We start from the raw sequence: 20438 nt of genomic DNA on the forward strand, positions 1-20438 counted from the left end.
GTACCGGTGCCCCGCTCCCTGAGGCCAGGGAGCGGGGCACAATTTTACGGCACTGCGGGAATCGCAGCAGAAAGATTCGTCTTCTCGCCATCGCGGCCTTCGGGATCGGGGAAGGGGTGCAATCTTCGGTTGTCCTGATCGGTGCCTGACCGCGGTCGTCAGAGGTTTCAACGGGCTGTGATTCAAGGCTTGCTTCACTCGCAACGGACTTCAGTCTGCAACCCATCCGTGCGTGCAGGAACTTGTTGACAGGAGGGTTGCGCCTCGGTTTATGTTCACGTTAACATTTAAATGTTCACGGGAACAATTGAGGGTCGGATGTCGAATCGAATTGACAAGGTGATTGCGCGGCGGGTCTGGGACAGTCGCGGGAACCCGACCGTCGAGGTGGAAGTGCAGACCACAGGCGGCCGTGTAGGGCGCGCCATCGCGCCTGCGGGCGCCTCGCGCGGGACGCGGGAAGCCATAGACATGCGGGACGGCGGCAAGGCGCTTGGCGGGCTCGATGTCGGGCAGGCCGTTGCCAATGTCGCGGAGCGCATCGCACCCGCGCTGAGCGGCCTCGATGCAACGGACCAGAAAGCCGCAGACGACGCCATTCTTGCGCTCGATCCGAGCGCCCTGAAGGACAGGCTTGGCGGCAATGCGACTGTCGCGGCATCGCTGGCTGTGGCCCATGCGGGCGCGGCCGCCAAGGGCGAACCGCTCTGGCAGCATCTGGCCGACCTGTCGGGCGCGACGCCGAGCATCCCCCTGCCGGAAATCCAGATCTTCGGCGGCGGTGCCCATGCGGGGCGGCGCGTCGACATTCAGGATTTCATGGTGATGGTGCCCGGCGCCTCGACCTTCGGGGAGGCGCTCGAGATCACGTCGGAGGTCTACCGCGCCGCGGGCAGCCTGATGGAGCGTAAGGGCCGGTTGGCCGGCGTTGCGGACGAGGGCGGCTGGTGGCCGGTGTTCGATCACAACGAAGAGGCGCTCGAAACGCTGGTGAAGGCGATCGAACTGGCCGGGGAGACGCCGGGCGACCGCGTTGTCATCTCGCTCGATATCGCGGCATCGGAATTCGGCAAGGATGGCCGTTACCGGCTGGCGCTGGAGGACCGCGAACTGGGGCGGGACGAGATGATCCGCCTGCTCGGTGACTGGCTCGACGCCTATCCGATCGCCTCGATCGAGGATCCACTGGCCGAGGATGATCCCGACGGGATGCGGGCCTTCACCGCGGCCTATGGCGACCGGGTCCAGATCATCGGTGACGATTATCTGGTGACCAACAGCGCATTGGTGCGCGACGCGGCCACGGATCGCGCCTGCAACGCGGTGCTGATCAAGGTCAATCAGGTCGGCACGCTGAGCGAGGCGCTCGACTGCCTGACAACCGCGTCCGATCGCGGGTTCGGCACCATCGTCTCGGCCCGTTCGGGCGAGACCGAGGATGTCTCGATCAGCCATATGGCGGTGGGCTTCGGCGCCCGTCAGCTCAAGGTCGGGTCCTTCACCCGCTCCGAGCGGATGGCGAAATGGAATGAATGTCTCCGCATCGGTGATGCGATCGGGCAGGACCGGTTTGTCGCTGGCGCACCGCTGGCCGACACCGCCTGGGCCCGCACTTACAAGGGAGCAGCCTGACTATGAAACTGATGCGTTTCGGTGACCGCTACGGAAAGAAACGGCTTGTCGTCGAGGATGAGAGCGGCACGCTGCGCGATGCCACGGGGCTCGTGGGCGACCTGAACCCCGACACGCTGGGCGCGGGCGCGCTCGCCACGCTGAAAACCGCCGACCTGTCGGTTCTTCCGGCTTTCGATCCGGCCGGGCAGCGGGTCGCGCCGCCGGTCGCGCAGCCGCGCAACATCTGGTGCGTCGGTCTGAACTATTCCGACCATGCGGCCGAAGCCGGCATGGACATTCCCGAGGAACCGATCCTCTTCAACAAGTCCTCCGCCACCTATTGCGGCCCGATGGACGATATCCTGCACGCGCCGGACATGACCAAACTCGACTGGGAGGTCGAACTGGGCATCGTGATCGGCAAACCGACCCTTGGCATCTCCAAGGCCGAGGCGATGGACCATGTTGCCGGTTTCACGCTTGTCAATGACGTGTCCGAACGGGCCTGGCAGCTGGAACGCGGCGGCCAGTGGGTGAAGGGCAAGAGCTACCCTAATTTTTGTCCCACCGGCCCGTGGCTGGTCACGGCCGACGCGATCGGCGACGTGCAGGCGCTCGACATGTGGCTCGACGTGAACGGCCAGCGGATGCAGACCGGTTCGACCTCGAAGATGATCTTCGATGTGGCCACCATCGTCAGCTACATGAGCACCTTCTGTCAGCTGGAGCCGGGCGACCTGATCTGCACCGGCACGCCGCCGGGCGTGGGCGCGGGCATGACCCCGCCGGTCTGGCTGACCCCGGGTGACCGCGTGACGCTCGGCATCGAGGGGCTGGGCGAACAGGCGCAGTCCGTCGTCGCCGTCGGAGCCGCCGCATGAACCGCTACGACCTGTCCGGCAAGGTGGCCGTCGTGACCGGCGGCTGCAACGGGATCGGCGCCGCCGTGGCCGACCGGATGGTCGAAAGCGGCGCGCGGGTCGCGATCTGGGACATGGATGTGTCGGCACCCGAGGCGCGGATCACTGCGTTGAAGGCCGAGGATATCCGCCTGTTCGCGACCGATGTGTCCGACCTCGACAGCGTGTCCAAGGCCATGTCCGCAACCGAGGACGCTTTCGGTCAGGTCGACATTCTGGTGAACAGCGCCGGCATTGCCGGGCCGACCGCGACCGTGGTCGACTATCCGGCAGATGCGTGGCGCCAGGTTCAGACCGTCAATCTCGACGGGACGTTCCATTGCTGCAAATCTGTCGTCCCCGGAATGGTGGCGCGCGACTATGGGCGGATTGTCAACGTCGCCTCCATCGCGGGCAAGGAAGGCAACCCCAATGCCAGCGCCTATTCGGCGTCGAAGGCGGCGGTGATCGCGCTGACCAAGTCGCTCGGCAAGGAACTCGCGAAGAGCGATATCGCCGTCAACTGCATTACGCCGGCGACGGCGCAGACCCGCATCCTCGAACAGGTGAGCGCGGAATTCATCGACTATATGCGCGGCAAGATCCCGCGCGAACGGTTCGTCACCGTGGAGGAGATCGCGAACATGGTCCTCTGGATGGCTTCGGCGGAGAACAGCTTCACCACCGGCGCCGTGTTCGACCTGTCAGGCGGGAGGGCCACATATTGACCGGCGCAACAAGTAAAGTGGTCGAGGGCCGGCTGGCCGGTCAGGTGGCTTGCGTCACCGCGGCCGGACAGGGCATCGGCCGGGCGATTGCAGAACGGCTCGCCGCCGAGGGCGCGACCGTTCATGCGTCCGACCTTGACGGAACCCTGCTCGACGGGCTCGACGCCGCCAGCTGCTCGGCGGTCGATGCGACCGATGCAGGCGCGGTCGGGCGCTGGCTGGACGGGATCGGCACCGTTGATTGCGTCGCCCACGCGGTCGGCTTCGTGCATCACGGCACGGTCGAGGGCACGAGCGATGCGGACTGGCGCAAGAGCCAGAGCATCTGCCTCGACAGTGCCTTTCACGTCACCCGCGCCGCGGTGCCGCTGATGAAAGCGCGCGGCGGTTCGGTGACGCTGGTTGCGTCGCTGGCCTCCTCGATCAAGGGCTATCCGTTCCGCGCGGCCTACGGTGCGGCCAAGGGCGGCGTGATCGGGCTGATGAAAGCCTGTGCCGCCGATTACCTGCAGGACGGCATCCGGTTCAACGCGATCTGTCCCGGCGTCGTCGACACACCGTCGCTGCGCGCGCGGATCGCGGCGCTGGCGGAAGAACTGGGCGGGCTCGATGCGGCCGAAGCCTGGTTTCTGGAGCGCCAGCCGGCCGGCCGGTTCGCGCGGCCGGAGGAAATTGCCGGCACCTGCGCCTGGCTTGCATCTGCGGATGCAGGCTTCGTGACGGGCCAGACAATCAACGTGGACGGGGGCATATCGATCTGAACCGCCCGGCGGTCCACGCAACAAGAACCATAAACATCGAGAGTCCAACGGAGGAGACCAACATGACACTCAAGATGAAAACCCTGATTGCCGGCGCATCCGGCATCGCAATGGCCACGCTCGCCACCGGTGCGCAGGCCGAGCCGAAAACCAACATGATGCACCAGTGGGCGCAGGGCTCGGAAGCGGCCGCCATCGCCAAACTGGGCGAGATGTTCGAAGCCGCGGGCGGCACCTGGGAGCAGACCGCCATTTCCGGTCATACGTCGAACACGCTGGCCAAGCTGCGCTCCGACGTCGTGTCGGGCAACGCCCCGGCGGCCGTGCAGCTGAAAGGCCCCGAGATCGCCGAATGGAACGCCACCGGTGCCACTGCGAACCTCGACGAAGTTGCCGCCGCTGAGGGCTGGGACGATGTTGTCGCACCCGAACTTGTCTCGGTCATGAAGCCGACCGGCAACTGGGTGGCCGCACCGATGAACATCCACCGCGTGAACTGGCTCTACAGCTCGCCGAAGATCCTCGGTGAACTGGGTCTCGACGTGCCCAAGACCTGGGACGAGTTCAACGCAGCCTGCGACAAGATCGTCGCCGCCGGCCACACCTGCATCGCACACGGTGCCGCCGACTGGTCCGACAGCACGACCTTCGACAGCATCGTCTACGGTATGGATATCGACCTCTACCGCGCGGCCTTCCAGGAAGCGGATGTGGACGCAATGCGCAGCCAGGGCATGATCGACGCGTTCGCGCAGCTCCGCAAAATGGTTGGCTACATGGATGACGGCATCAACGGCCGGTCCTGGGAGCAGTCGATGACCATGACCATGACCGGTGAGGCCGCCTTCTTCCTGATGGGCGACTGGACCGTGGCATCGGCCAACCTGGCCGGTTTCGTCGAGGGCGAGGACTATTACTGCCACCAGACGCCGGTCAACTGGGATGGCGACGGGTTCATCCTGAATGCCGACTCGGTCGTCTTCTTCAACCAGAAGGACGAAGATTACATCGAGGGCCAGAAACTGCTGGCGCAGATCATCATGTCGCCGGAATTCCAGGTGACCTTCAACGTGGCCAAGGGCTCGATCCCGTCGCGCACCGATGTGGACCTGTCCGAGGGCGGTTTCACCCAGTGCCAGCAGAAGGGTCTGGAAGACCTGAAAGCAAGTGTCGAGCAGGGCACGCTGGTGCGCTCGATGGCCCACAACATGACCGTGCTGCAGAAATATCGCGGCGCGATGATGGAAGTGATCACCGAATTCGTGGCGGATGACTCGATCACCCCCGAAGAGGCGGCCAACCAGCTCGCAGACGCTGTCGAGCTGCAGGGCTGAGCCTCGGCTCCGCCCTCGGGCCCGCGCCGGTTCCCTAGGCCGGCGCGGGTCCAGTTTGCGACCCGAATAGAGAGTGCATGATGGCTGATCCATCCAACGCAACCCGACCGCGCTTGTCCGCGATCCTGTCCGGCTGGACACCGCAGCTGGTCCTAGTGCCCACCCTTGTTGCGGCCCTGGTCTATGTGGTGATCTTCTCGCTCTGGACCATCTGGATCTCGGTTTCCAAATCCACGCTCCTGCCCAACATGGCCTATGGGGGCTTTGGCGAGTATGCGGCGCTCTGGCAGAGCAAGCGCTGGATCGTGTCCTACCAGAACCTCTTCCTGTTCGGCACGCTCTACGTCGTCGGCTCGCTTGTCACCGGCACGCTTCTGGCGATCCTGATCGACCAGCGGGTGCGGTTCGAGAGCGTCTGGCGCACCATCTTCCTCTACCCGCTCGCCATTTCCTTCATCGTCACCGGGACCGTCTGGCGCTGGATTTTCCACCCGCAGACGGGAGTCGAGAAAGCGCTCCATGATATCGGCTGGCTGAGCGCCCAGTTCGACTGGATCACGGACCGCGACATGGCGCTCTATGTCGTGATCTTCACCGGCATATGGCACAGTTCCGGATTTGCAATGGCGCTGATCCTTGCGGGCCTGCGGTCGGTCGATGCGGACCTGATCAAGGCCGCGCAGATCGACGGGGCCTCGATGCCGCGCACCTACCGCAAGGTGGTGCTGCCGACGATCTGGCCGATTTTCGTCGCCGTGACGGTCGTCCTGCTGCAATTCGCGATCAAGACCTATGACCTTGTGGTTGCGCTTACCCAAGGGGGGCCGGGGGTTGCCACCACCGTGCCGGCCATCGTCGTCTATGACTTGATGTTCCAGCGTGGCCAGATCGCGCAAGGGGCCGCGGCAGCGGTGATGATCCTTGTCGCACTGGCGCTCGTGCTCGTGCCCTATGCCATCTGGTCGGGCATTCGCGCCAAACGGGAGGCCGCACATCATGGCTGACACCACCCATCAGAGTTTCGACCCGCTTGCCACCGGCAGCCGCGCCCGGCAGACCCGGTCGCGCAGCATCGTCTACCTGCTGCTCGGGCTGTTCGCGCTCCTCTACCTCTCGCCGCTGGTCATCATCTTCATGAACGCCTTCCGGCCGCTGGAGGAGATCGTCCGCGAAGGCTTCATCTCCTTGCCCAACATGCTCTCGGCGACCTACTGGGTCGAGGCGTGGAGCACATTCTGTATCGGCGGCACCTGCGAGGGCGTCTCGCGCTACTTTTCCAACACGCTCCTGATGACGGTGCCGGCCACGATCCTGTCCACCGCGATCGGGCTCGTGAACGGCTATGCCCTGTCCAAATGGCGGTTCAAGGGCGACACATGGGTCTTCGGCCTGATCACGCTCGGTGTCTTCATGCCGGCGCAGATGACGCTGCTGCCCTGGGCATTCGTGCTCGGCAAGATCGGCCTTTCGAACACGATTGCCGGACTAGTGCTGGTGCATACGGTGCAGGGGATCAGCTTCACGACGCTCTTCTGCCGCAACTATTTCCTCGCCGTGCCTGACGACCTGATCAAAGCCGCACGGATCGACGGGGCGGGGTTCTGGCGGATCTTCCGGCGCATCATGCTGCCTCTGTCCCCGCCGATCCTGATCGTCTGCGTGATCTGGCAGTTCACCGGCATCTGGAACGAGTTCCTGTTCGGCACCGTCTTCACATCCGGCAGCAACCAGCCGATCACCTCCGCCATCGTGGCCTTCTCCGGCTCCGGCACGGGCGAGCGGCACTATAATGTCGAGGCGGCATCCGTGATCTTCGCGGCCCTTCCGCCGCTCTTCATCTACGTCATCGGCGGCAAATATTTCGTCCGCGGCCTGACATCCGGCGCGGTTAAATAACGAGGCATCCCATGTCATCCCTTCTGATCCAAAACCTCAAGAAGAGCTACGGCGCCGTCGAAGTGCTCAAGGACATCAACCTGGAGGCGGAATCGGGCGAGTTCGTCGCGCTCGTCGGCCCGTCCGGCTGCGGCAAGTCCACGCTTCTGTCGATCATTGCCGGGCTGGAAAGCGTGACCTCCGGCGAGGTGCTGATCGAGGACCGTGTCGTCAACGACGATGCGCCCAAGGATCGCGACATCGCGATGGTCTTCCAGTCCTACGCGCTCTATCCGACGATGACCGTGCGCCAGAACATGACCTTCGGCATGGAGTGCCGGAACATCGACAAGGCCACACAGGCCGAGACGGTGGACCGTGTGGCCGCGCTCCTGCAGATCGAGCCGCTTCTCGACCGCAAGCCGGGCCAGCTGTCCGGCGGCCAGCGCCAGCGTGTCGCGATGGGCCGTGCACTGGTGCGCGACCCGAAGCTCTTTCTTTTCGACGAGCCGCTGTCCAACCTCGACGCGAAGCTGCGCGTGGAGATGCGCTCGGAGATCAAGAAGCTCCACCAGCGGATGGGACGCACCACGGTCTATGTGACCCATGACCAGATCGAGGCGATGACGCTCGCCACCCGGATCGCGGTCATGCACAAGGGTGTGTTGCAGCAATATGATACGCCCGACATGATCTACAACCAGCCGGCAAACATGTTCGTGGCCGGTTTCATGGGGTCGCCCAACATGAATTTCTTCAAGGCGACAATCGTGGACGGCGATGTCGGTCTGGCCGTCAGGCTCGACGGCTCGGACGGCCCCGCATTGCCGCTCGGTGCGGAGCAGGCCGCGACTGTCAGCGCCGGACAGGCGGTGGTCTTCGGAGTGCGTCCCGAACATTTCAGTCCGGCCCATGAACAGCGCGCGGAGCGCAAGGGGCGCGTGACAGTGCCGGTGCCGGTGACCGTCGATATGGACGAACCCACGGGCGCCGAGACGATCCTGATGGCACGGGTGGCCGGGCAGGATGCGATCCTTGTCTGTGAACCCGAGGAAGCGCCGAAACCGGGCGAGACGATGGATTTCGCCATCGACATGGCCAAGGCCAGCCTCTTCGACGCGGCCACCGAAAGGCGGCTCTGAATGGCTGGTCTTGCGGCGGATCTCGACGGCAAGCGGTCAATCCTGACGGGCGGCGCGACCGGCATCGGTGCGGCAATGGTCCGTGCCTTCGCCGGGCAGGGGGCCTATGTCGAGTTTCTCGATCTCAATGCGGAGGCCGGCGCGAAACTGGCGTCGGAACTCGGCGCGCGCGTCCGGTTCCACCATGTCGATCTGACCGACACGGACGCTTTGCAAGCCTGCATCGGAGAGATTGCCGGCGCGCGGGGTGTGGATATTCTCGTCAATGGCGCCGCCAACGACATGCGCCACAAATATGAGGATGTGACACCCGACAGCTGGCGGTCCACGCTGGCGGTCAATCTCGACCACCAGTTCTTCTGTGCGCAATCCGTGCTGCCGGTGATGCGGGCGCAGAAAGCCGGTGTGATCCTCAATTTCGGGTCCATTGCCTGGCGCGAGGGGCTGGCCGATGCGGTCGGCTATGTCACCGCCAAGGCGGGGATCGAAGGTCTGACGAAATCGCTGGCCCGCGAGGCCGGGTCCGATGGCGTTCGGGTGAATTGCCTGCTGCCGGGGTTCGTGCGCACCGAGCGCCAGGTGGAGAAGTGGCTGACGCCGGAACTGGAAGCGACCGTGATGGAGCGCCAGTGCCTGCCGCGCTACATCGAGCCGCAGGACATCGCCGATGTGGCGCTGTTCCTCTGCTCGGACGCGGCGCGCGCGCTGACCAATCAGACCATCGTGGTCGACGCGGGCTGGACCTGAAGCGCCTCTTCCAGCCGCGCCACCAGCGCGTCGATGCGCGTCTCGGGGCGCGCGATCAGGTCGCGCGAGATGTCGCGCACGCGGGTCCGCTCTTCTTCCGACAGATACTCCACAGGGGATTTCCCGTCGATCCGCGCCAGCATGAGTGCAGGCAGAAGTGCGGCGACCCGCGCTTCGAGCCCGTCCGCATCCTCGAATGTGACCTGTCCGCGATAGGTGGTCCAGAAGGCCCGTACATCGGCAAGCAGCGCCGCGCGCATGTCGGGCAGGTGGACGGCCTTCAGAACCAGATGGTTCAGGCAGAAGGACGGGTCGAAGCTTGCATCGCCCATCGTCGCACATTCCGCATCGAGGAAAAGCGGATCGGCACCCCGGAACAGGATGTTCTTGGGGCTGACATCACCATGCACCAGCACAAGGTCCGCCGCATAGAGCATGTCGGCAAGCGCGGTCAGCGGACCGGCCAGATCGGGATGACGCGTGGCGGTGAAGCTGAGATAGGGCTCGATCCGCAGGGCGCGGAAATCGTCCCGGTTGTCAAAGGCCGTCGCGTCGAAACCGGGTGCGGCAGAAGCCGCCTGCAGACGCACGAGCAGGTCGGCCACCCGTTCCGCGCCGCCGTCCAGACGCCCGCCGTCCAGCATGACGGATTTCCAGAGACACACATCCGGCCCGGCCACGAATTCCATCACGAAACCCTGCATCTCGGCCGACCGCCCGAGCAGGCGCGGCGCACAGGCCGGCGCGACCGACCCGGCAAATTCCAGCCAGGCATATTCGGCCGCGTTGCGGTGCACGGGTGCGGTCCAATCCTCTGCCACTTTCAGTTTGGCGAGGGCGAATTTCGCGCAATAGGTCTGCCCCTTCAGATCGAAGCGCACGATGTCGGAGGCGACGCCGCCCGTCAGCGGTTCGACCCCGCTCACCTCCGCCGCCGTGCCGATGCCAAGATCGGCGACAAGCTGTTTGCACCGCGCGTCGATGGAAAGGGTCATGGTCAGGTTCCGCTATCAATGTTCACCTGAACATTCTATATTTAGCGAATGATTGTCAAGCGCTTCAAAGGGTCTTAAACCAGAAAAACGAAGGGAGATGGCCGTGAGCAAGAGGGTAACGATCAAGTCGATCGCCGAGGAACTCGGCATTTCCCACATGACGGTCTCCCGCGCGCTGTCGGGCAACCCCAACGTGCAGAAGTCGACCGCCGATGCGGTGCGCAAACGGGCCGAGGAAATGGGCTATGTGCGCAATGCCGCGGCGCGGGCCATGCGCGGTGACGAGAGCCGGATCGTGGGGCTTCTGGTCCCCAACATCACCAACGATTTCTACGCCCGTTTCGCCAACAGTTTCGCTGAAGCCTGTGACCGCGAAGGCCTGCACCTGATCATCCATCTGACCAAGGACAACCACGAGCTGGAAGGTCAGGCCATGTTACGTCTGCGCGAGTTGCAGGCCCGGGCCGTTGTCTCGGTGCCGACGCCGCTGCCCGACGGCGCGCAGGCGGGCGCAACCACCGACATGCATCTGGTCCAGCTGATCCGTGAACGCGGCGACGGGGCGGACAGTGTGCTCGTCGATGATGCAGGCGCGATCCGGGATGCGGTGCTGCATCTGCACGGGCGCGGCCATCGCCGCATTGCCTATATCGGTGCGCCCGATACGCTGTCCTCCGGCCGTGGAAGGCTTGCGGCCTTCCGCAGCGGAATCACGGCGGCGGGACTCGAGTTCGACACCGATCTGGTGCGCACCGAGCCGCCTTCGATCGGCATGGGCGAGCGGCTGACCCGCACAATCGTGTCCCATTCGGATGCCACGGCGCTGGTCTGTGGCGGGTTCGAGATCTCCAACGGGGCGCTGAAGGCCGCGATGCAGCTCGGCACGCTCAATCGCGGGCTGGATTTCGTCGGATACGGTAACCCCGACTTCTATGCCTGGATCGGGCGCGGGCTTACGACGATCGATATTCCGGTTGTGGGTCTCGCCGATTGTGCCGTGCGGATGGTCGGTGAGGAGGGCGAGGTCCCCCTGACCGGACGACAGACATTCCCCGCGCGGCTGGTGGTCCGCGACTGACCGCGCCATTCTTTGCCTTGACGCGGGCGTCGCGTCGGGCCGAGGCTTTCCCCGAAATCAGGGAGGCGAAGAATGGAAAACCAGCAAGGCAGTCCGTTGAAAGTGGCGGTGATCGGCCTCGGGTCGATGGGCTACGGCATGGCGCAGTCCGCGCTGCGGGGCGGGCACAGGGTCTGGGGCAGCGACATCGCCCGGGACCAGGTTGACCGGTTTCGCGCAGAAGGCGGGGAAGCTGGCCCGCTGGCCGTGGCCTTGCCCGAACTTGATGTAATTGCCCTCGTGGTCCTCAATGCCGCCCAGACCGAGGATGTCCTCTTCGGCACGGACGGTGTCGCCCGGCATCTGCGCCCCGGCGCGGTCATCCTGTCCTGTGCAACGGTCGCGCCGGCCTTTGCGCGCGAGATGGCGGCGCGGTCGGCGGAGCTTGGGCTTCTCTATCTCGATGCGCCGATCTCTGGCGGCGCGGTCAAGGCCGCATCCGGCGCACTGACCATCATGGCATCGGGTCCGGAGGCGGGATTTTCTGCTGCCGGGCCGCTTCTCGACTGCCTTGCCGAGCGGGTCTTCCGGCTGGGCGATGCGGCAGGTGCGGGAAGTGCCATGAAGGCCGTGAACCAGCTTCTTGCGGGCGTCCATATCGCGGCCATGGCCGAGGCGCTCACCTTCGGCCTGTCGCAAGGCATCACGCCGGACAGGTTCCTTGACGTGATCCCGCAATGCGCCGGCACCAGCTGGATGCTTGAAAACCGCGCGCCGCATATTGTCGAGGGGGACTACACCCCCCGCAGTGCTGTCGATATTTGGCCGAAGGATCTGGGGATCGTCCGCGAGATCGCCGGGGCCAGCGGATGTCGGGTGCCGCTGGCTGACGCCGCGCTCGCGCGTTTCAGGGAAGCGTCTGCCGCGGGGCTGGGACGGGAGGATGATGCCGCCGTGGCCAAGATCTATGCCCGCGAAGCCGGGCTCGACCTTCCCGGAGACGGGTGAGCTTTACCCCGCAAGGGTCAGCCCGAGCAGGCGCTCCGCCTTGGCGGTGGAGAAGAAACTTGCCCGTCCCTCGAAAGTGCCGCGAAGCGGCACATCGGGGAAATGCGTGGCGGCCAGCTCGCGGCTCGGGCGGTCATGGACCGTGTCGCGACCCGTGATGTAGAACGCCTCATGGCCCCTGTAGGGCGCGTCGAGGACCGCCAGACAGGCTGCGGCCGCATCATCGAAGAGCGTGTAGCCCCAGAGATGTTTGGCCGCATCATCGTCGCGCGGCAGGAAATTGCCCGCCGCCCCGTCCCGCGCCGGGGTGCAATAGTGGAACCGCAAGCTGGCGATGGTGGCGTCGGGGCAGAGCCGCGCGAACGCGTCGCCCTGTTGCTCGCAGATCCATTTCGACAGGCTGTAGGCATCCTCCGCCCGTGTCGGATGATCCTCGTCGAGCGGGAAATAGTCGAACACCGGTGCGCGGCTGAAGGCCAGGCCCGTCGCATTGACGCTCGACGCCTGACAGATCCGCCGGATGCCCTGATCGAGCGCGGCATGCAGCGCATTGTAGCTGCCCGCCACATTGCCATTGTGCACGACAGGGTCGGGATGCGTGCCGGGGATCGGGATCGCCGCCAGATGGATGAGCGCGTCGTGACCGGCAAGGGCGGCGTGGAAAGCATCATAATCCGTGCAGTCGAGTTGCACCCCGTGCAGACGCGGATTGTCCGAGGCCTCCGGCGCCGTCCGGTCGATCGCGGTGACGCTGTGGCCGTCGCGAAGGGCGCGGGCGACAACCGCGCGTCCGACGCGGCCGGTGCTGCCTGTGATGGCGATTTTCATGGGGGGTGCCTGTCCTGCCTGTCGGTCGGTTGAAGCGGGCATCTCAGCCCTGATCGAGGTGGAAGCTCAGCGCCCGTCCAGCGCCGTTCACATGTCGGGTGATGACCTCAGTCGCGCTCGGCACATCATTTTTGCGGAAGGCGGCGATCAACTGGTCATGTTCGATCAGAACGTCATGGTGCCGGCCCTTGGTGAGCACCTTGCGCCGCGTCAGCGTGTTGAGAAGCTGGCGCTGGCTCAGCCATGTGCGGGCCGCGCGCCGATTGGGATGGCCAAGCGCGATCAGGCTGTGAAACTCCATGTCGAGCGCGCCGAAACCCGGCCGGTCGAGCGGAGACATTTCACGGATGCGCGCCTGAATCCGTTCCAGTTCGTCCACCTGATCGGATGTGCAGATCGCGGCAAATCCGGCGGTCAGATAGGGCTCCACGAGGCGAATCATCTCGAAGATGTTGATCACTTCCTGCCGGTCGAGCTGGGTGACGGTCGCGCCCTTGTTCTTCTCGAACGTGACCAGTCCCTCGCCTTCCATCCGGCGCAGCACCTCGCGCACCGGGTTGATGCTCGTCCCGTAGCGTTTCGCAATGGCGTGGATGCGCAACGGTGTACCGCTCTGGTACTGGCCGTCGCCGATATCCGCGAGCAGGCGGTCATACAAAGGCAAATCGTGACTAAATTCGTTGGCAGGCGCGGTCATAGGCACGGGTCCCCGTCAGTCTTCTTCTTGTCATTCTAGTCCATGCGCGGGGCCTGGCGGTTCTGTCAAACCGCCGCACCGTCCGGAAACCGCGTCACGTCGACCGGTTCGGCACCGCGTGTAGCGGCACGATCCGGCCCGTTCCACAAATATTACATAAAATTCTTGACTCGGCACCCGTCTGGAAAAATGATGTGTGAAAAAAATAACAAAGTTACCAAAGGGAGGAAAGGATGTTTGCAATAGTTGCAGCACGGCCGCGCCGTGCACTGGCTAAAATGGGGGCGCTTCTCGCATCCTCGGCCATGATCTTGAGCGGCCCGGTCGCCGCTCAATCGATTGATCCGGAGAAATGGACGCCGGACTATGTCCGCTCCATCGCGGGCAAGACGACGGTCGATACGGCAGCGGAGTGCGCCAAGGCCGTGCCGCTCGATTACGAGGGGCAGGTCGATTACTGGTATGTCGGCCCGAACGAGGCCAACCCCGAGCTCGAGCACAAGATGTATGCCGACTTCTGGGCCGCCTGGGAGGAAACCTATCCCAATATCGAGGTGAACGCGCAGAACCTCGGCTACAATGACATGCTCAACAAGCTGCGCACGGCCGCGCTCGGCAATGCCGCGCCCGACGTGGCGCGCCTGCCGATCCTCTGGGGCTCGGAGTTCGCCGCCAAGGGCCAGCTGAGCGAGCTGAAGCCCGAAGATGTGGGCTATGACAGCGCCAACTTCTGGCCGGGTGCAATGAAGTCGGTCTCGCTCAACGGCAAGACCTGGGGCATCCCGACCAACAACGAGACCATGGCCTTCATCTGGAATGCCGGCATTTTCGAGGAAGCCGGGCTCGATCCGGAAAAAGCGCCCGACACCTGGGCGGAAGTGGTCGAATATTCCAAGCAGATCAAGGAAAAGACCGGCAAGGCCGGCTATGGGCTGGTGGCGCGCGTCAACGCGGGCAACACACCGTTCCGCTTCATGCCCATGGTCTGGGGTGAAGGCGGCGGCGCGCTCGACGAGGCGTCCGAGAGCCCGACCTATCAGGATGTCTGGATCGGCAAGGAAGGCACGGTCCGCGCGGTGCAGAACTACTATGACATGTATGTTCGCGACAAATCCGTGCCGGTCTCGGCGCTGACCAACACCCAGACGGAAAACCAGGATCCGTTCCTGGCCAACCAGCTGGCCATGGTCATCGCGCATCCCAGCGAATATGCGACCATGCTCGACCGCGCCAACAAGGCCACCGGCAGCGACAAGGAAGCCGCCATGGCCGTTGTGAACAACATGCGCTACGGCAAGATCCCGGCTGGCCAGGATCGCCGCGCGGTGGTGTTCGGCGGGTCCAACGTCCACATTTTCAATCCTGACAATGTGGAAGGCGATCTCGACATGGAGGCCGCGAAGGCACTGGTCTGCTTCATGACCGGTCCGGAATGGTCCACGAAACTCGCCTGGGTCAGCTCCAACCCCGGCAACACACGTGGGTTCGAGACCGAGTGGATGAAGGAACGTCTCGACACGATCAAGTTCCTCGACGTTTCGACCTCGATGCTCCCGAGCGGCATACCCTTCCCGCCGGTCGCGGAAAGCCCCGAGATCATGAACATCATCATTCCCGAGATGCTGCAGAACGCACTGACCGAGAAGATGACCGTCGAAGAGGCCGTGGCTGACGCGGAGAAGAAGGTCAAAGCGCTGCTGGATGGCATGTGATCTTCTGAGAACTTGAACGTGGGGCTCCCGCCGGTCCGTGCCGGCGGGGGCCCAGCCACCCGAACCAACAATCAACAAAAGACCGATCCGGGCGCGAGAAGGGGCGGACATGAGCAAGACCCACCGCAGCGAGCCATCGACACGCGGCTTTTTCGGCCGCATTGCCGACCACCGGCTCGATTACCTCTATATCCTGCCGGCCCTCGGCGTGATGATGCTGGTGATCGCCTACCCGATCTACTACACGGTCTACCTGTCCTTCTTCCGCACGCCGCCGAGCCTTGCGATGCAGGACAAGATCTTCAACGGGATCGACAATTACATCACCATCCTGACGGCCGAGAGCTTCCACGAGGTCACGATCAACACGATGGTCTGGACCTTCTGGTCGACCTTCATGGCGATGATCCTGGGCCTTGGCGCAGCGCTGGTGCTGAACCGCGAATTTGTGGGGCGCGGCGTCCTGCGCGGGCTGCTTCTGATCCCCTATGTCATCAGCGCGGTCGCGGCCTCCTACATCTGGCGCTGGATCTATCACAGCGATTTCGGGGTGCTCGGCGCGATCCTGCTGCAGCTTGGTCTTATCGATGACAAGTTGAACCTGCTCGACAACGTGGATCTGGTGCTGCCCTCGCTGATCGTGGTGAATGTGTGGAAGGAGTTTCCCTTCGCCATGATCATGATCCTGGCCGGCCTGCAAACGGTACCGGACCAGCTTCTGAATGCCGCGCGGGTCGACGGGGCAGGGGCTTTCGAGCGGTTCCGCCATGTCACGCTGCCGCATCTGAAAGGCGTGCTCGTCATCACGGTGCTGCTGCTCTTCGTGGCCAACCTCAACCATTTCACCATCCCGTGGATCATGACCGGCGGGGGGCCGGCCGGCGCCAGCGACATCTGGATCACCCAGATCTACCAAATCGCCTTCGGCCGCATCCGTTTCGGGATCGCCAGCGCCTATTCGGTGATCCTGTTCGGGGTGATGGTCGTGATCGGATATTTCTACGTCAAGGCGCTGACCGGCGATGACGACAGGAGGCACGGATGAACAGCCGTTTCCGTATCACCCGCTGGCATGTGATGGGCTGGATCTTCCTTGCCACGCTCCTCTTCTTCGCCGTGGCGCCGATGGTCTGGATGCTGATCACCAGCTTCAAGTCGCAGTTCGCCGCCCTGAAATACCCGCCGGAGCTCATTCCCCAGAACCCCAATCTGGAACAGTATGAGCGGCTCCTGTCACCCAAGAACGATGTCGGGCGGCAGTTCCTGCGCTACATGCTGAACTCGATCTGGGTCTCGACCGCCACCACCGTCTTCGGCGTCGCGGTGGCGGTGCCGGCGGCCTACGCGTTCGCGCGGTTCCGCTTCCCCGGCCGCAAGGCGCTCTTCTTCTCGGTCCTCTTCCGCAACATGTTCCCGGCTGTTGTCTTCCTGATGCCGCTCTTCATCATGATGCGCTGGATGGGGCTGGTGAACACCTACACCTCGCTCATCATCACCTATCTGACTTTCGGCCTGCCGTTGTCGATCTGGCTGCTGAAGGGCTTTTACGACAATATCCCGGTGGAACTGGAGCAGGCGGCGCGGATCGACGGCTGCACCCGGTTCCAGGCCTTCTACATGGTTGTCATGCCGCTTTCGGCGCCGGGGATCATCGCGACCGCGATCTATTCCTTCATCACCGCGTGGAACGAATATGTCTATGCGCTGACCTTCCTCAACGATGACGAGAAGCTGACCCTGCCCGTGGGCCTGCAACGGTTCTTTGCCGAATATGCGACCAACTGGCCGGGTCTGATGGCGGCCTCTTTCATCATGAGCGTGCCCGTCGTGGTCATGTTCCTGATCCTGCAGAAATATTTCGTGCGCGCCCTGACCGAAGGAGCGGTCAAGGCATGAGCGTTTGCGATGCGACTAACTGGACGGAGTGCTGAATGGCGCAGGTTGATTTCGTGAATGTCGACAAATCCTATGGCAGCTTCCGCGCGGTCAAGGACGTGTCCTTCACCGTGGGCGACGGGGAATTCGTGGCGCTTGTCGGCCCGTCGGGCTGCGGCAAGACGACGACCCTGAACCTGATCGCGGGACTTCTGGACCTGACCGGTGGGGAAATCCGCGTCTCGGGCAAGGTCATCAACGATCTCGACCCCAAGGATCGGGACATCGCGATGGTGTTCCAGAATTACGCGCTCTACCCCAACAAGACGGTGGCGCAAAATCTCGGCTTCCCGCTGCGCATGCGCAAGGTGGCCAAGGCCGAGATCAAGGACAAGGTCGAGGAGGCGGCGCGGCTGCTCGACATCACCCATTTGCTCGACCGCTATCCCCGTGAGCTTTCCGGCGGTCAGCAGCAGCGCGTCGCGCTGGGCCGGGCGCTCGTGCGCGACCCTCAGGTCTTCCTGATGGACGAGCCCCTGTCGAACCTCGACGCGAAGCTTCGCGTGCAGATGCGGGCGGAACTGAAACGGTTCCACCAGGATCTGAACGCAACCGTGATCTACGTCACGCACGACCAGTTGGAGGCCATGACCATGGCCGACAAGATGGCCGTGATGAGCGGCGGCGTGCTGCAGCAATATGATGCGCCTGAGCGCGTTTTCGAGGAACCGGCGAACCTCTTCGTGGCAAGTTTCGTGGGCAGCCCGGCGATGAACCTGCTACCGGCAACGCGGGTGGAGCGCGACGGCACGGTTTTCGCAACCGGGGAAGGGTGGGAGCTGACGCTTTCAGACCGCAACGGCGCGGCGGCCCGCCGGTCCGAGACGGACGCCATCATCCTCGGTGCCCGTCACAGCAGTCTTGCGCTGCACGAGACCGAGACAAGCGGCGCCATTCCCGCCCGCATCTACACGGTCGAGCCGACAGGCGACCTGACCTATGCCCATGTCGAGGTGGGGGACAAGACATTCGTCATCTCGGTTCCGCCGGACCGCCGCATTGCCGCCGACCAGCCGGTCTGGATCGGTTTCGACCAGAACAAACTGCATCTATTCGACGCCAAAACCGAACAGCGGATCGCGCAGGACTGAACTGCGCGCAACCGCCACGCCAGGGACATTTACCCATGAAAATCATCGACATGAAATGCGCGGTGATCGGCGACAATCCCGTCGTCCGCATCATCACCGACGAGGGCATCAGCGGCTATGGCGAGGGTGAGTATTTCAAGCCCTTCCTCAAACCCTATGTGCTCCATTTCAAGGATGCGATCCTGGGCGAGGACCCGACAGACGTTGAACGGGTGATGATGCGCATTCGCCGGCGCGGGGCCTTCAAGCCCTGGGGCGCGGCGATCAGCATGATCGAACATGCGCTGTGGGATATTGCCGGCAAGGCAGCCGGCGTGCCGGTCTACAAGCTGCTGGGCGGCAAGGTGCGCGACAAGGTGCGCGTCTATAACGGGGCCATCCGGACCGAGATGACCGGCACCGACCCTGACGATTACGTGGCGGCGGTGCGCGAGATGAAGGCGCTGCCGCACGGGTTTTCCTTCATCAAGATGGGCGTCGCCTTCCACAGTCCGATGAAGGACAATGTCCCAAACTTCCACTATGGCGACCCGCAGCGGCCGAACCCGTTCCACGGGTTCACCGACAGCGGGCTTCTGACCGAACGCGGCATGGCGCATCTGGTCGATTGCGTCGCCGCGATGAAGGAGGAACTGGGCGACGAGGTCGGGCTGGCGCTCGATTGCGGCCCGGGCTTCACGCCGATCGATGCGCTCAAATTCGCGCGTGCGGTGGAGCCGTTCAACCTGATGTGGCTCGAGGACATGATCACCGGCGACTATACGCCGTGGGTCAATGCCGATGTCTATCGCGATGTGACGCAGGCCACGACAACGCCGATCCACACGGGCGAGCAGATCTACCTGCGGCAGAATTTCAAGGCGCTGATCGAAGGCCACGCGGTCAATGTGGTCGGGCCCGACCCGTGCGATGTGGGCGGTCTGGCCGAGATCAAGTGGATCGCGGAATATGCCGATCTGCACGGGATCATGATGGCGCCGCACGGCACCGGAAACGGGCTTCTGGGGCTTGCCGCTCTTGTGCAGGTCTGCGCCACCATGCCCTTGAATTATATTGGTTTCGAACTGCCGACCGGCCGGCCCGACTGGTGGTTCGATATTGTGGACGGGCTGCCCGACCCGCTGGTAAAGGACGGCTATATCGAAGTGCTCGACCGGCCCGGCATGGGGGTTGAACTCAACCGCGACCGTACAGAGCCATACCTGCGCGAAGAGGATAAGGATTTCTTCGAATGACCCACACGCCCGACATCACGCGCCCCGACCGGTCGGTCATCGAGGCGCTTTCCGGCATCGGATCGGCCACCGCCAGCGCCGAGCTGCACCGGCTCGGCATCCGCAACACCCATATAGAGGGGCTGACCAGTTGGACGCCGGGCAAGTCGATCGTCGGCCCCGCGATCACGCTGCAATTCATGCCGTTGCGCGAGGATGTCTATCAGGACGATGAATATGGCGATCCCGAAGCACAGCTGCACCGCCATGCGCTCTATCATGTGCAGGACGGTGACGTGGTCGTCGTCGATGCGCGCGGCAAGCTCGACAGCGGCGTCTTCGGAGAAATGATGATGACCTATCTGAAGGGCCGCGGCGGGCAGGGGGTCGTGATCGACGGCGCGCTGCGCGACTGGCCCAATATCCAGAAGGTCGATATCGGATGCTGGATCCGCGGCGTCACGCCCAACTATCACACCCAGCGCGACATCTTTCCCTATGCGGTCAACGTGCCGATCGCCTGCGGCAACTGCTATGTGGCGCCGGGCGATATCATGGTGGCAGACGATGACGGCGCGGTGGTCGTGCCGGTCGGCATGGTCGATGCGCTGCTGGAGCGGGCCGTGTCCCATGTCGAGTGGGAGGAGTTTTCGCGCCTGAAGCTGAGCGAGGGCGGCGACTTGCGCCGCTATTACCCGCTCTCCGACGATGCCCGTCCGGAATATGAAGCCTGGAAGGCCAAGCAGACATCCTGAAACCCCGGCGCGGTCGCACCCGTCCGCGCCTGTTCCATACCGACAG

At 63.9% G+C, this 20438-nt stretch carries 20 protein-coding genes; 17 read left to right on the forward strand and 3 right to left on the reverse strand.

Annotated features, from left to right (window positions below):
* Positions 1-318: 318 nt before the first annotated feature.
* The 9 genes from eno (at position 319) to GSH16_RS06265 (ending at position 9100) form a co-directional block, all read left to right on the forward strand.
* The gene (gene eno, locus GSH16_RS06225) at positions 319-1632 is read left to right on the forward strand and encodes a phosphopyruvate hydratase (protein WP_160853141.1); all 1314 of its coding nucleotides are present in this window, start codon (positions 319-321) and stop codon (positions 1630-1632) included.
* 2 nt (positions 1633-1634) lie between these two features.
* Positions 1635-2495: a fumarylacetoacetate hydrolase family protein gene (locus GSH16_RS06230; protein WP_160853143.1), complete on the forward strand. Its 861-nt coding sequence runs from the start codon at positions 1635-1637 to the stop codon at positions 2493-2495.
* Complete coding sequence (locus tag GSH16_RS06235) at positions 2492-3241, forward strand: SDR family NAD(P)-dependent oxidoreductase (RefSeq protein ID WP_160853145.1); 750 nt, start codon at positions 2492-2494, stop codon at positions 3239-3241. Before GSH16_RS06230 ends, GSH16_RS06235 begins: the two co-directional genes overlap by 4 nt.
* Positions 3238-4002, forward strand: coding sequence for an SDR family oxidoreductase (locus tag GSH16_RS06240; RefSeq protein ID WP_235913053.1), 765 nt, complete (start codon positions 3238-3240; stop codon positions 4000-4002). The genes GSH16_RS06235 and GSH16_RS06240 overlap by 4 nt, the downstream gene beginning before the upstream one ends.
* Positions 4003-4064: 62 nt before the next feature.
* Complete coding sequence (locus GSH16_RS06245; protein ID WP_205524029.1) at positions 4065-5336, forward strand: ABC transporter substrate-binding protein; 1272 nt, start codon at positions 4065-4067, stop codon at positions 5334-5336.
* 80 nt (positions 5337-5416) lie between these two features.
* A complete protein-coding gene (locus GSH16_RS06250; RefSeq protein ID WP_205524030.1) occupies positions 5417-6340 on the forward strand; it encodes a carbohydrate ABC transporter permease in 924 nt (307 codons plus the stop codon).
* Complete coding sequence (locus GSH16_RS06255; protein ID WP_160853149.1) at positions 6333-7232, forward strand: carbohydrate ABC transporter permease; 900 nt, start codon at positions 6333-6335, stop codon at positions 7230-7232. The genes GSH16_RS06250 and GSH16_RS06255 overlap by 8 nt, the downstream gene beginning before the upstream one ends.
* Positions 7233-7243: 11 nt before the next feature.
* Positions 7244-8353: an ABC transporter ATP-binding protein gene (locus GSH16_RS06260; protein ID WP_160853151.1), complete on the forward strand. Its 1110-nt coding sequence runs from the start codon at positions 7244-7246 to the stop codon at positions 8351-8353.
* Positions 8354-9100, forward strand: coding sequence for an SDR family NAD(P)-dependent oxidoreductase (locus GSH16_RS06265; protein ID WP_160853153.1), 747 nt, complete (start codon positions 8354-8356; stop codon positions 9098-9100).
* Here GSH16_RS06265 and GSH16_RS06270 read toward each other — a convergent pair.
* Positions 9067-10095: a phosphotransferase family protein gene (locus tag GSH16_RS06270; RefSeq protein WP_160853155.1), complete on the reverse strand. Its 1029-nt coding sequence runs from the start codon at positions 10093-10095 to the stop codon at positions 9067-9069. The genes GSH16_RS06265 and GSH16_RS06270 overlap by 34 nt on opposite strands.
* Positions 10096-10198: 103 nt before the next feature.
* Between GSH16_RS06270 and GSH16_RS06275 the strand changes: the two genes are divergently transcribed.
* Both GSH16_RS06275 and ltnD read left to right on the forward strand, forming a co-directional pair.
* Positions 10199-11173 (forward strand): LacI family DNA-binding transcriptional regulator, encoded by a 975-nt coding sequence (locus tag GSH16_RS06275; protein ID WP_160853157.1) that lies wholly within the window; start codon positions 10199-10201, stop codon positions 11171-11173.
* Between the two features lie 72 nt (positions 11174-11245).
* The gene (gene ltnD / locus GSH16_RS06280; RefSeq protein ID WP_160853159.1) at positions 11246-12160 is read left to right on the forward strand and encodes an L-threonate dehydrogenase; all 915 of its coding nucleotides are present in this window, start codon (positions 11246-11248) and stop codon (positions 12158-12160) included.
* Positions 12161-12163: 3 nt separating this feature from the next.
* Here the strand turns inward: ltnD and GSH16_RS06285 are convergent, their stop codons facing one another.
* A complete protein-coding gene (locus tag GSH16_RS06285) occupies positions 12164-12988 on the reverse strand; it encodes an NAD-dependent epimerase/dehydratase family protein (RefSeq protein WP_205524031.1) in 825 nt (274 codons plus the stop codon).
* A gap of 43 nt (positions 12989-13031) precedes the next feature.
* Complete coding sequence (locus GSH16_RS06290) at positions 13032-13685, reverse strand: GntR family transcriptional regulator (RefSeq protein ID WP_160853161.1); 654 nt, start codon at positions 13683-13685, stop codon at positions 13032-13034.
* 233 nt (positions 13686-13918) lie between these two features.
* Between GSH16_RS06290 and GSH16_RS06295 the strand changes: the two genes are divergently transcribed.
* From GSH16_RS06295 to GSH16_RS06320, 6 genes are all read left to right on the forward strand, one after another.
* Positions 13919-15397 carry an extracellular solute-binding protein gene (locus GSH16_RS06295; protein ID WP_205524032.1) on the forward strand — a complete coding sequence of 493 codons (1479 nt, stop codon included), beginning with the start codon at positions 13919-13921 and terminating at the stop codon, positions 15395-15397.
* A 109-nt stretch (positions 15398-15506) separates the two neighbouring features.
* Positions 15507-16442, forward strand: coding sequence for a carbohydrate ABC transporter permease (locus GSH16_RS06300; RefSeq protein ID WP_160853163.1), 936 nt, complete (start codon positions 15507-15509; stop codon positions 16440-16442).
* On the forward strand, positions 16439-17293 hold the full coding sequence (locus tag GSH16_RS06305; protein ID WP_160853165.1) for a carbohydrate ABC transporter permease: 855 nt from the start codon (positions 16439-16441) through the stop codon (positions 17291-17293). The genes GSH16_RS06300 and GSH16_RS06305 overlap by 4 nt, the downstream gene beginning before the upstream one ends.
* 35 nt (positions 17294-17328) lie before the next feature.
* The gene (locus GSH16_RS06310) at positions 17329-18423 is read left to right on the forward strand and encodes an ABC transporter ATP-binding protein (RefSeq protein ID WP_160853167.1); all 1095 of its coding nucleotides are present in this window, start codon (positions 17329-17331) and stop codon (positions 18421-18423) included.
* A gap of 35 nt (positions 18424-18458) precedes the next feature.
* On the forward strand, positions 18459-19658 hold the full coding sequence (locus GSH16_RS06315; protein WP_160853169.1) for a mandelate racemase/muconate lactonizing enzyme family protein: 1200 nt from the start codon (positions 18459-18461) through the stop codon (positions 19656-19658).
* Positions 19655-20392, forward strand: a complete 738-nt coding sequence (locus tag GSH16_RS06320; protein ID WP_160853171.1) for an RraA family protein — start codon at positions 19655-19657, stop codon at positions 20390-20392. The genes GSH16_RS06315 and GSH16_RS06320 overlap by 4 nt, the downstream gene beginning before the upstream one ends.
* Positions 20393-20438: the final 46 nt, after the last annotated feature.

The organism is Oceanomicrobium pacificus, from assembly GCF_009833495.1.
Lineage (GTDB): Bacteria > Pseudomonadota > Alphaproteobacteria > Rhodobacterales > Rhodobacteraceae > Oceanomicrobium > Oceanomicrobium pacificus.

Coding starts and splice junctions, on each gene's coding strand:
- GSH16_RS06250 (WP_205524030.1), top strand. CDS start 5,417: ATGGCTGATCCATCCAACGCAACCCGACCGCGCTTGTCCGCGATCCTG.
- GSH16_RS06255 (WP_160853149.1), top strand. CDS start 6,333: ATGGCTGACACCACCCATCAGAGTTTCGACCCGCTTGCCACCGGCAGC.
- GSH16_RS06300 (WP_160853163.1), top strand. CDS start 15,507: ATGAGCAAGACCCACCGCAGCGAGCCATCGACACGCGGCTTTTTCGGC.
- GSH16_RS06295 (WP_205524032.1), top strand. CDS start 13,919: ATGTTTGCAATAGTTGCAGCACGGCCGCGCCGTGCACTGGCTAAAATG.
- ltnD (WP_160853159.1), top strand. CDS start 11,246: ATGGAAAACCAGCAAGGCAGTCCGTTGAAAGTGGCGGTGATCGGCCTC.
- GSH16_RS06290 (WP_160853161.1), bottom strand. CDS start 13,685: ATGACCGCGCCTGCCAACGAATTTAGTCACGATTTGCCTTTGTATGAC.
- GSH16_RS06230 (WP_160853143.1), top strand. CDS start 1,635: ATGAAACTGATGCGTTTCGGTGACCGCTACGGAAAGAAACGGCTTGTC.
- GSH16_RS06310 (WP_160853167.1), top strand. CDS start 17,329: ATGGCGCAGGTTGATTTCGTGAATGTCGACAAATCCTATGGCAGCTTC.
- GSH16_RS06260 (WP_160853151.1), top strand. CDS start 7,244: ATGTCATCCCTTCTGATCCAAAACCTCAAGAAGAGCTACGGCGCCGTC.
- GSH16_RS06245 (WP_205524029.1), top strand. CDS start 4,065: ATGACACTCAAGATGAAAACCCTGATTGCCGGCGCATCCGGCATCGCA.
- GSH16_RS06285 (WP_205524031.1), bottom strand. CDS start 12,988: ATGAAAATCGCCATCACAGGCAGCACCGGCCGCGTCGGACGCGCGGTT.
- GSH16_RS06265 (WP_160853153.1), top strand. CDS start 8,354: ATGGCTGGTCTTGCGGCGGATCTCGACGGCAAGCGGTCAATCCTGACG.
- GSH16_RS06305 (WP_160853165.1), top strand. CDS start 16,439: ATGAACAGCCGTTTCCGTATCACCCGCTGGCATGTGATGGGCTGGATC.
- eno (WP_160853141.1), top strand. CDS start 319: ATGTCGAATCGAATTGACAAGGTGATTGCGCGGCGGGTCTGGGACAGT.
- GSH16_RS06235 (WP_160853145.1), top strand. CDS start 2,492: ATGAACCGCTACGACCTGTCCGGCAAGGTGGCCGTCGTGACCGGCGGC.
- GSH16_RS06270 (WP_160853155.1), bottom strand. CDS start 10,095: ATGACCCTTTCCATCGACGCGCGGTGCAAACAGCTTGTCGCCGATCTT.
- GSH16_RS06320 (WP_160853171.1), top strand. CDS start 19,655: ATGACCCACACGCCCGACATCACGCGCCCCGACCGGTCGGTCATCGAG.
- GSH16_RS06315 (WP_160853169.1), top strand. CDS start 18,459: ATGAAAATCATCGACATGAAATGCGCGGTGATCGGCGACAATCCCGTC.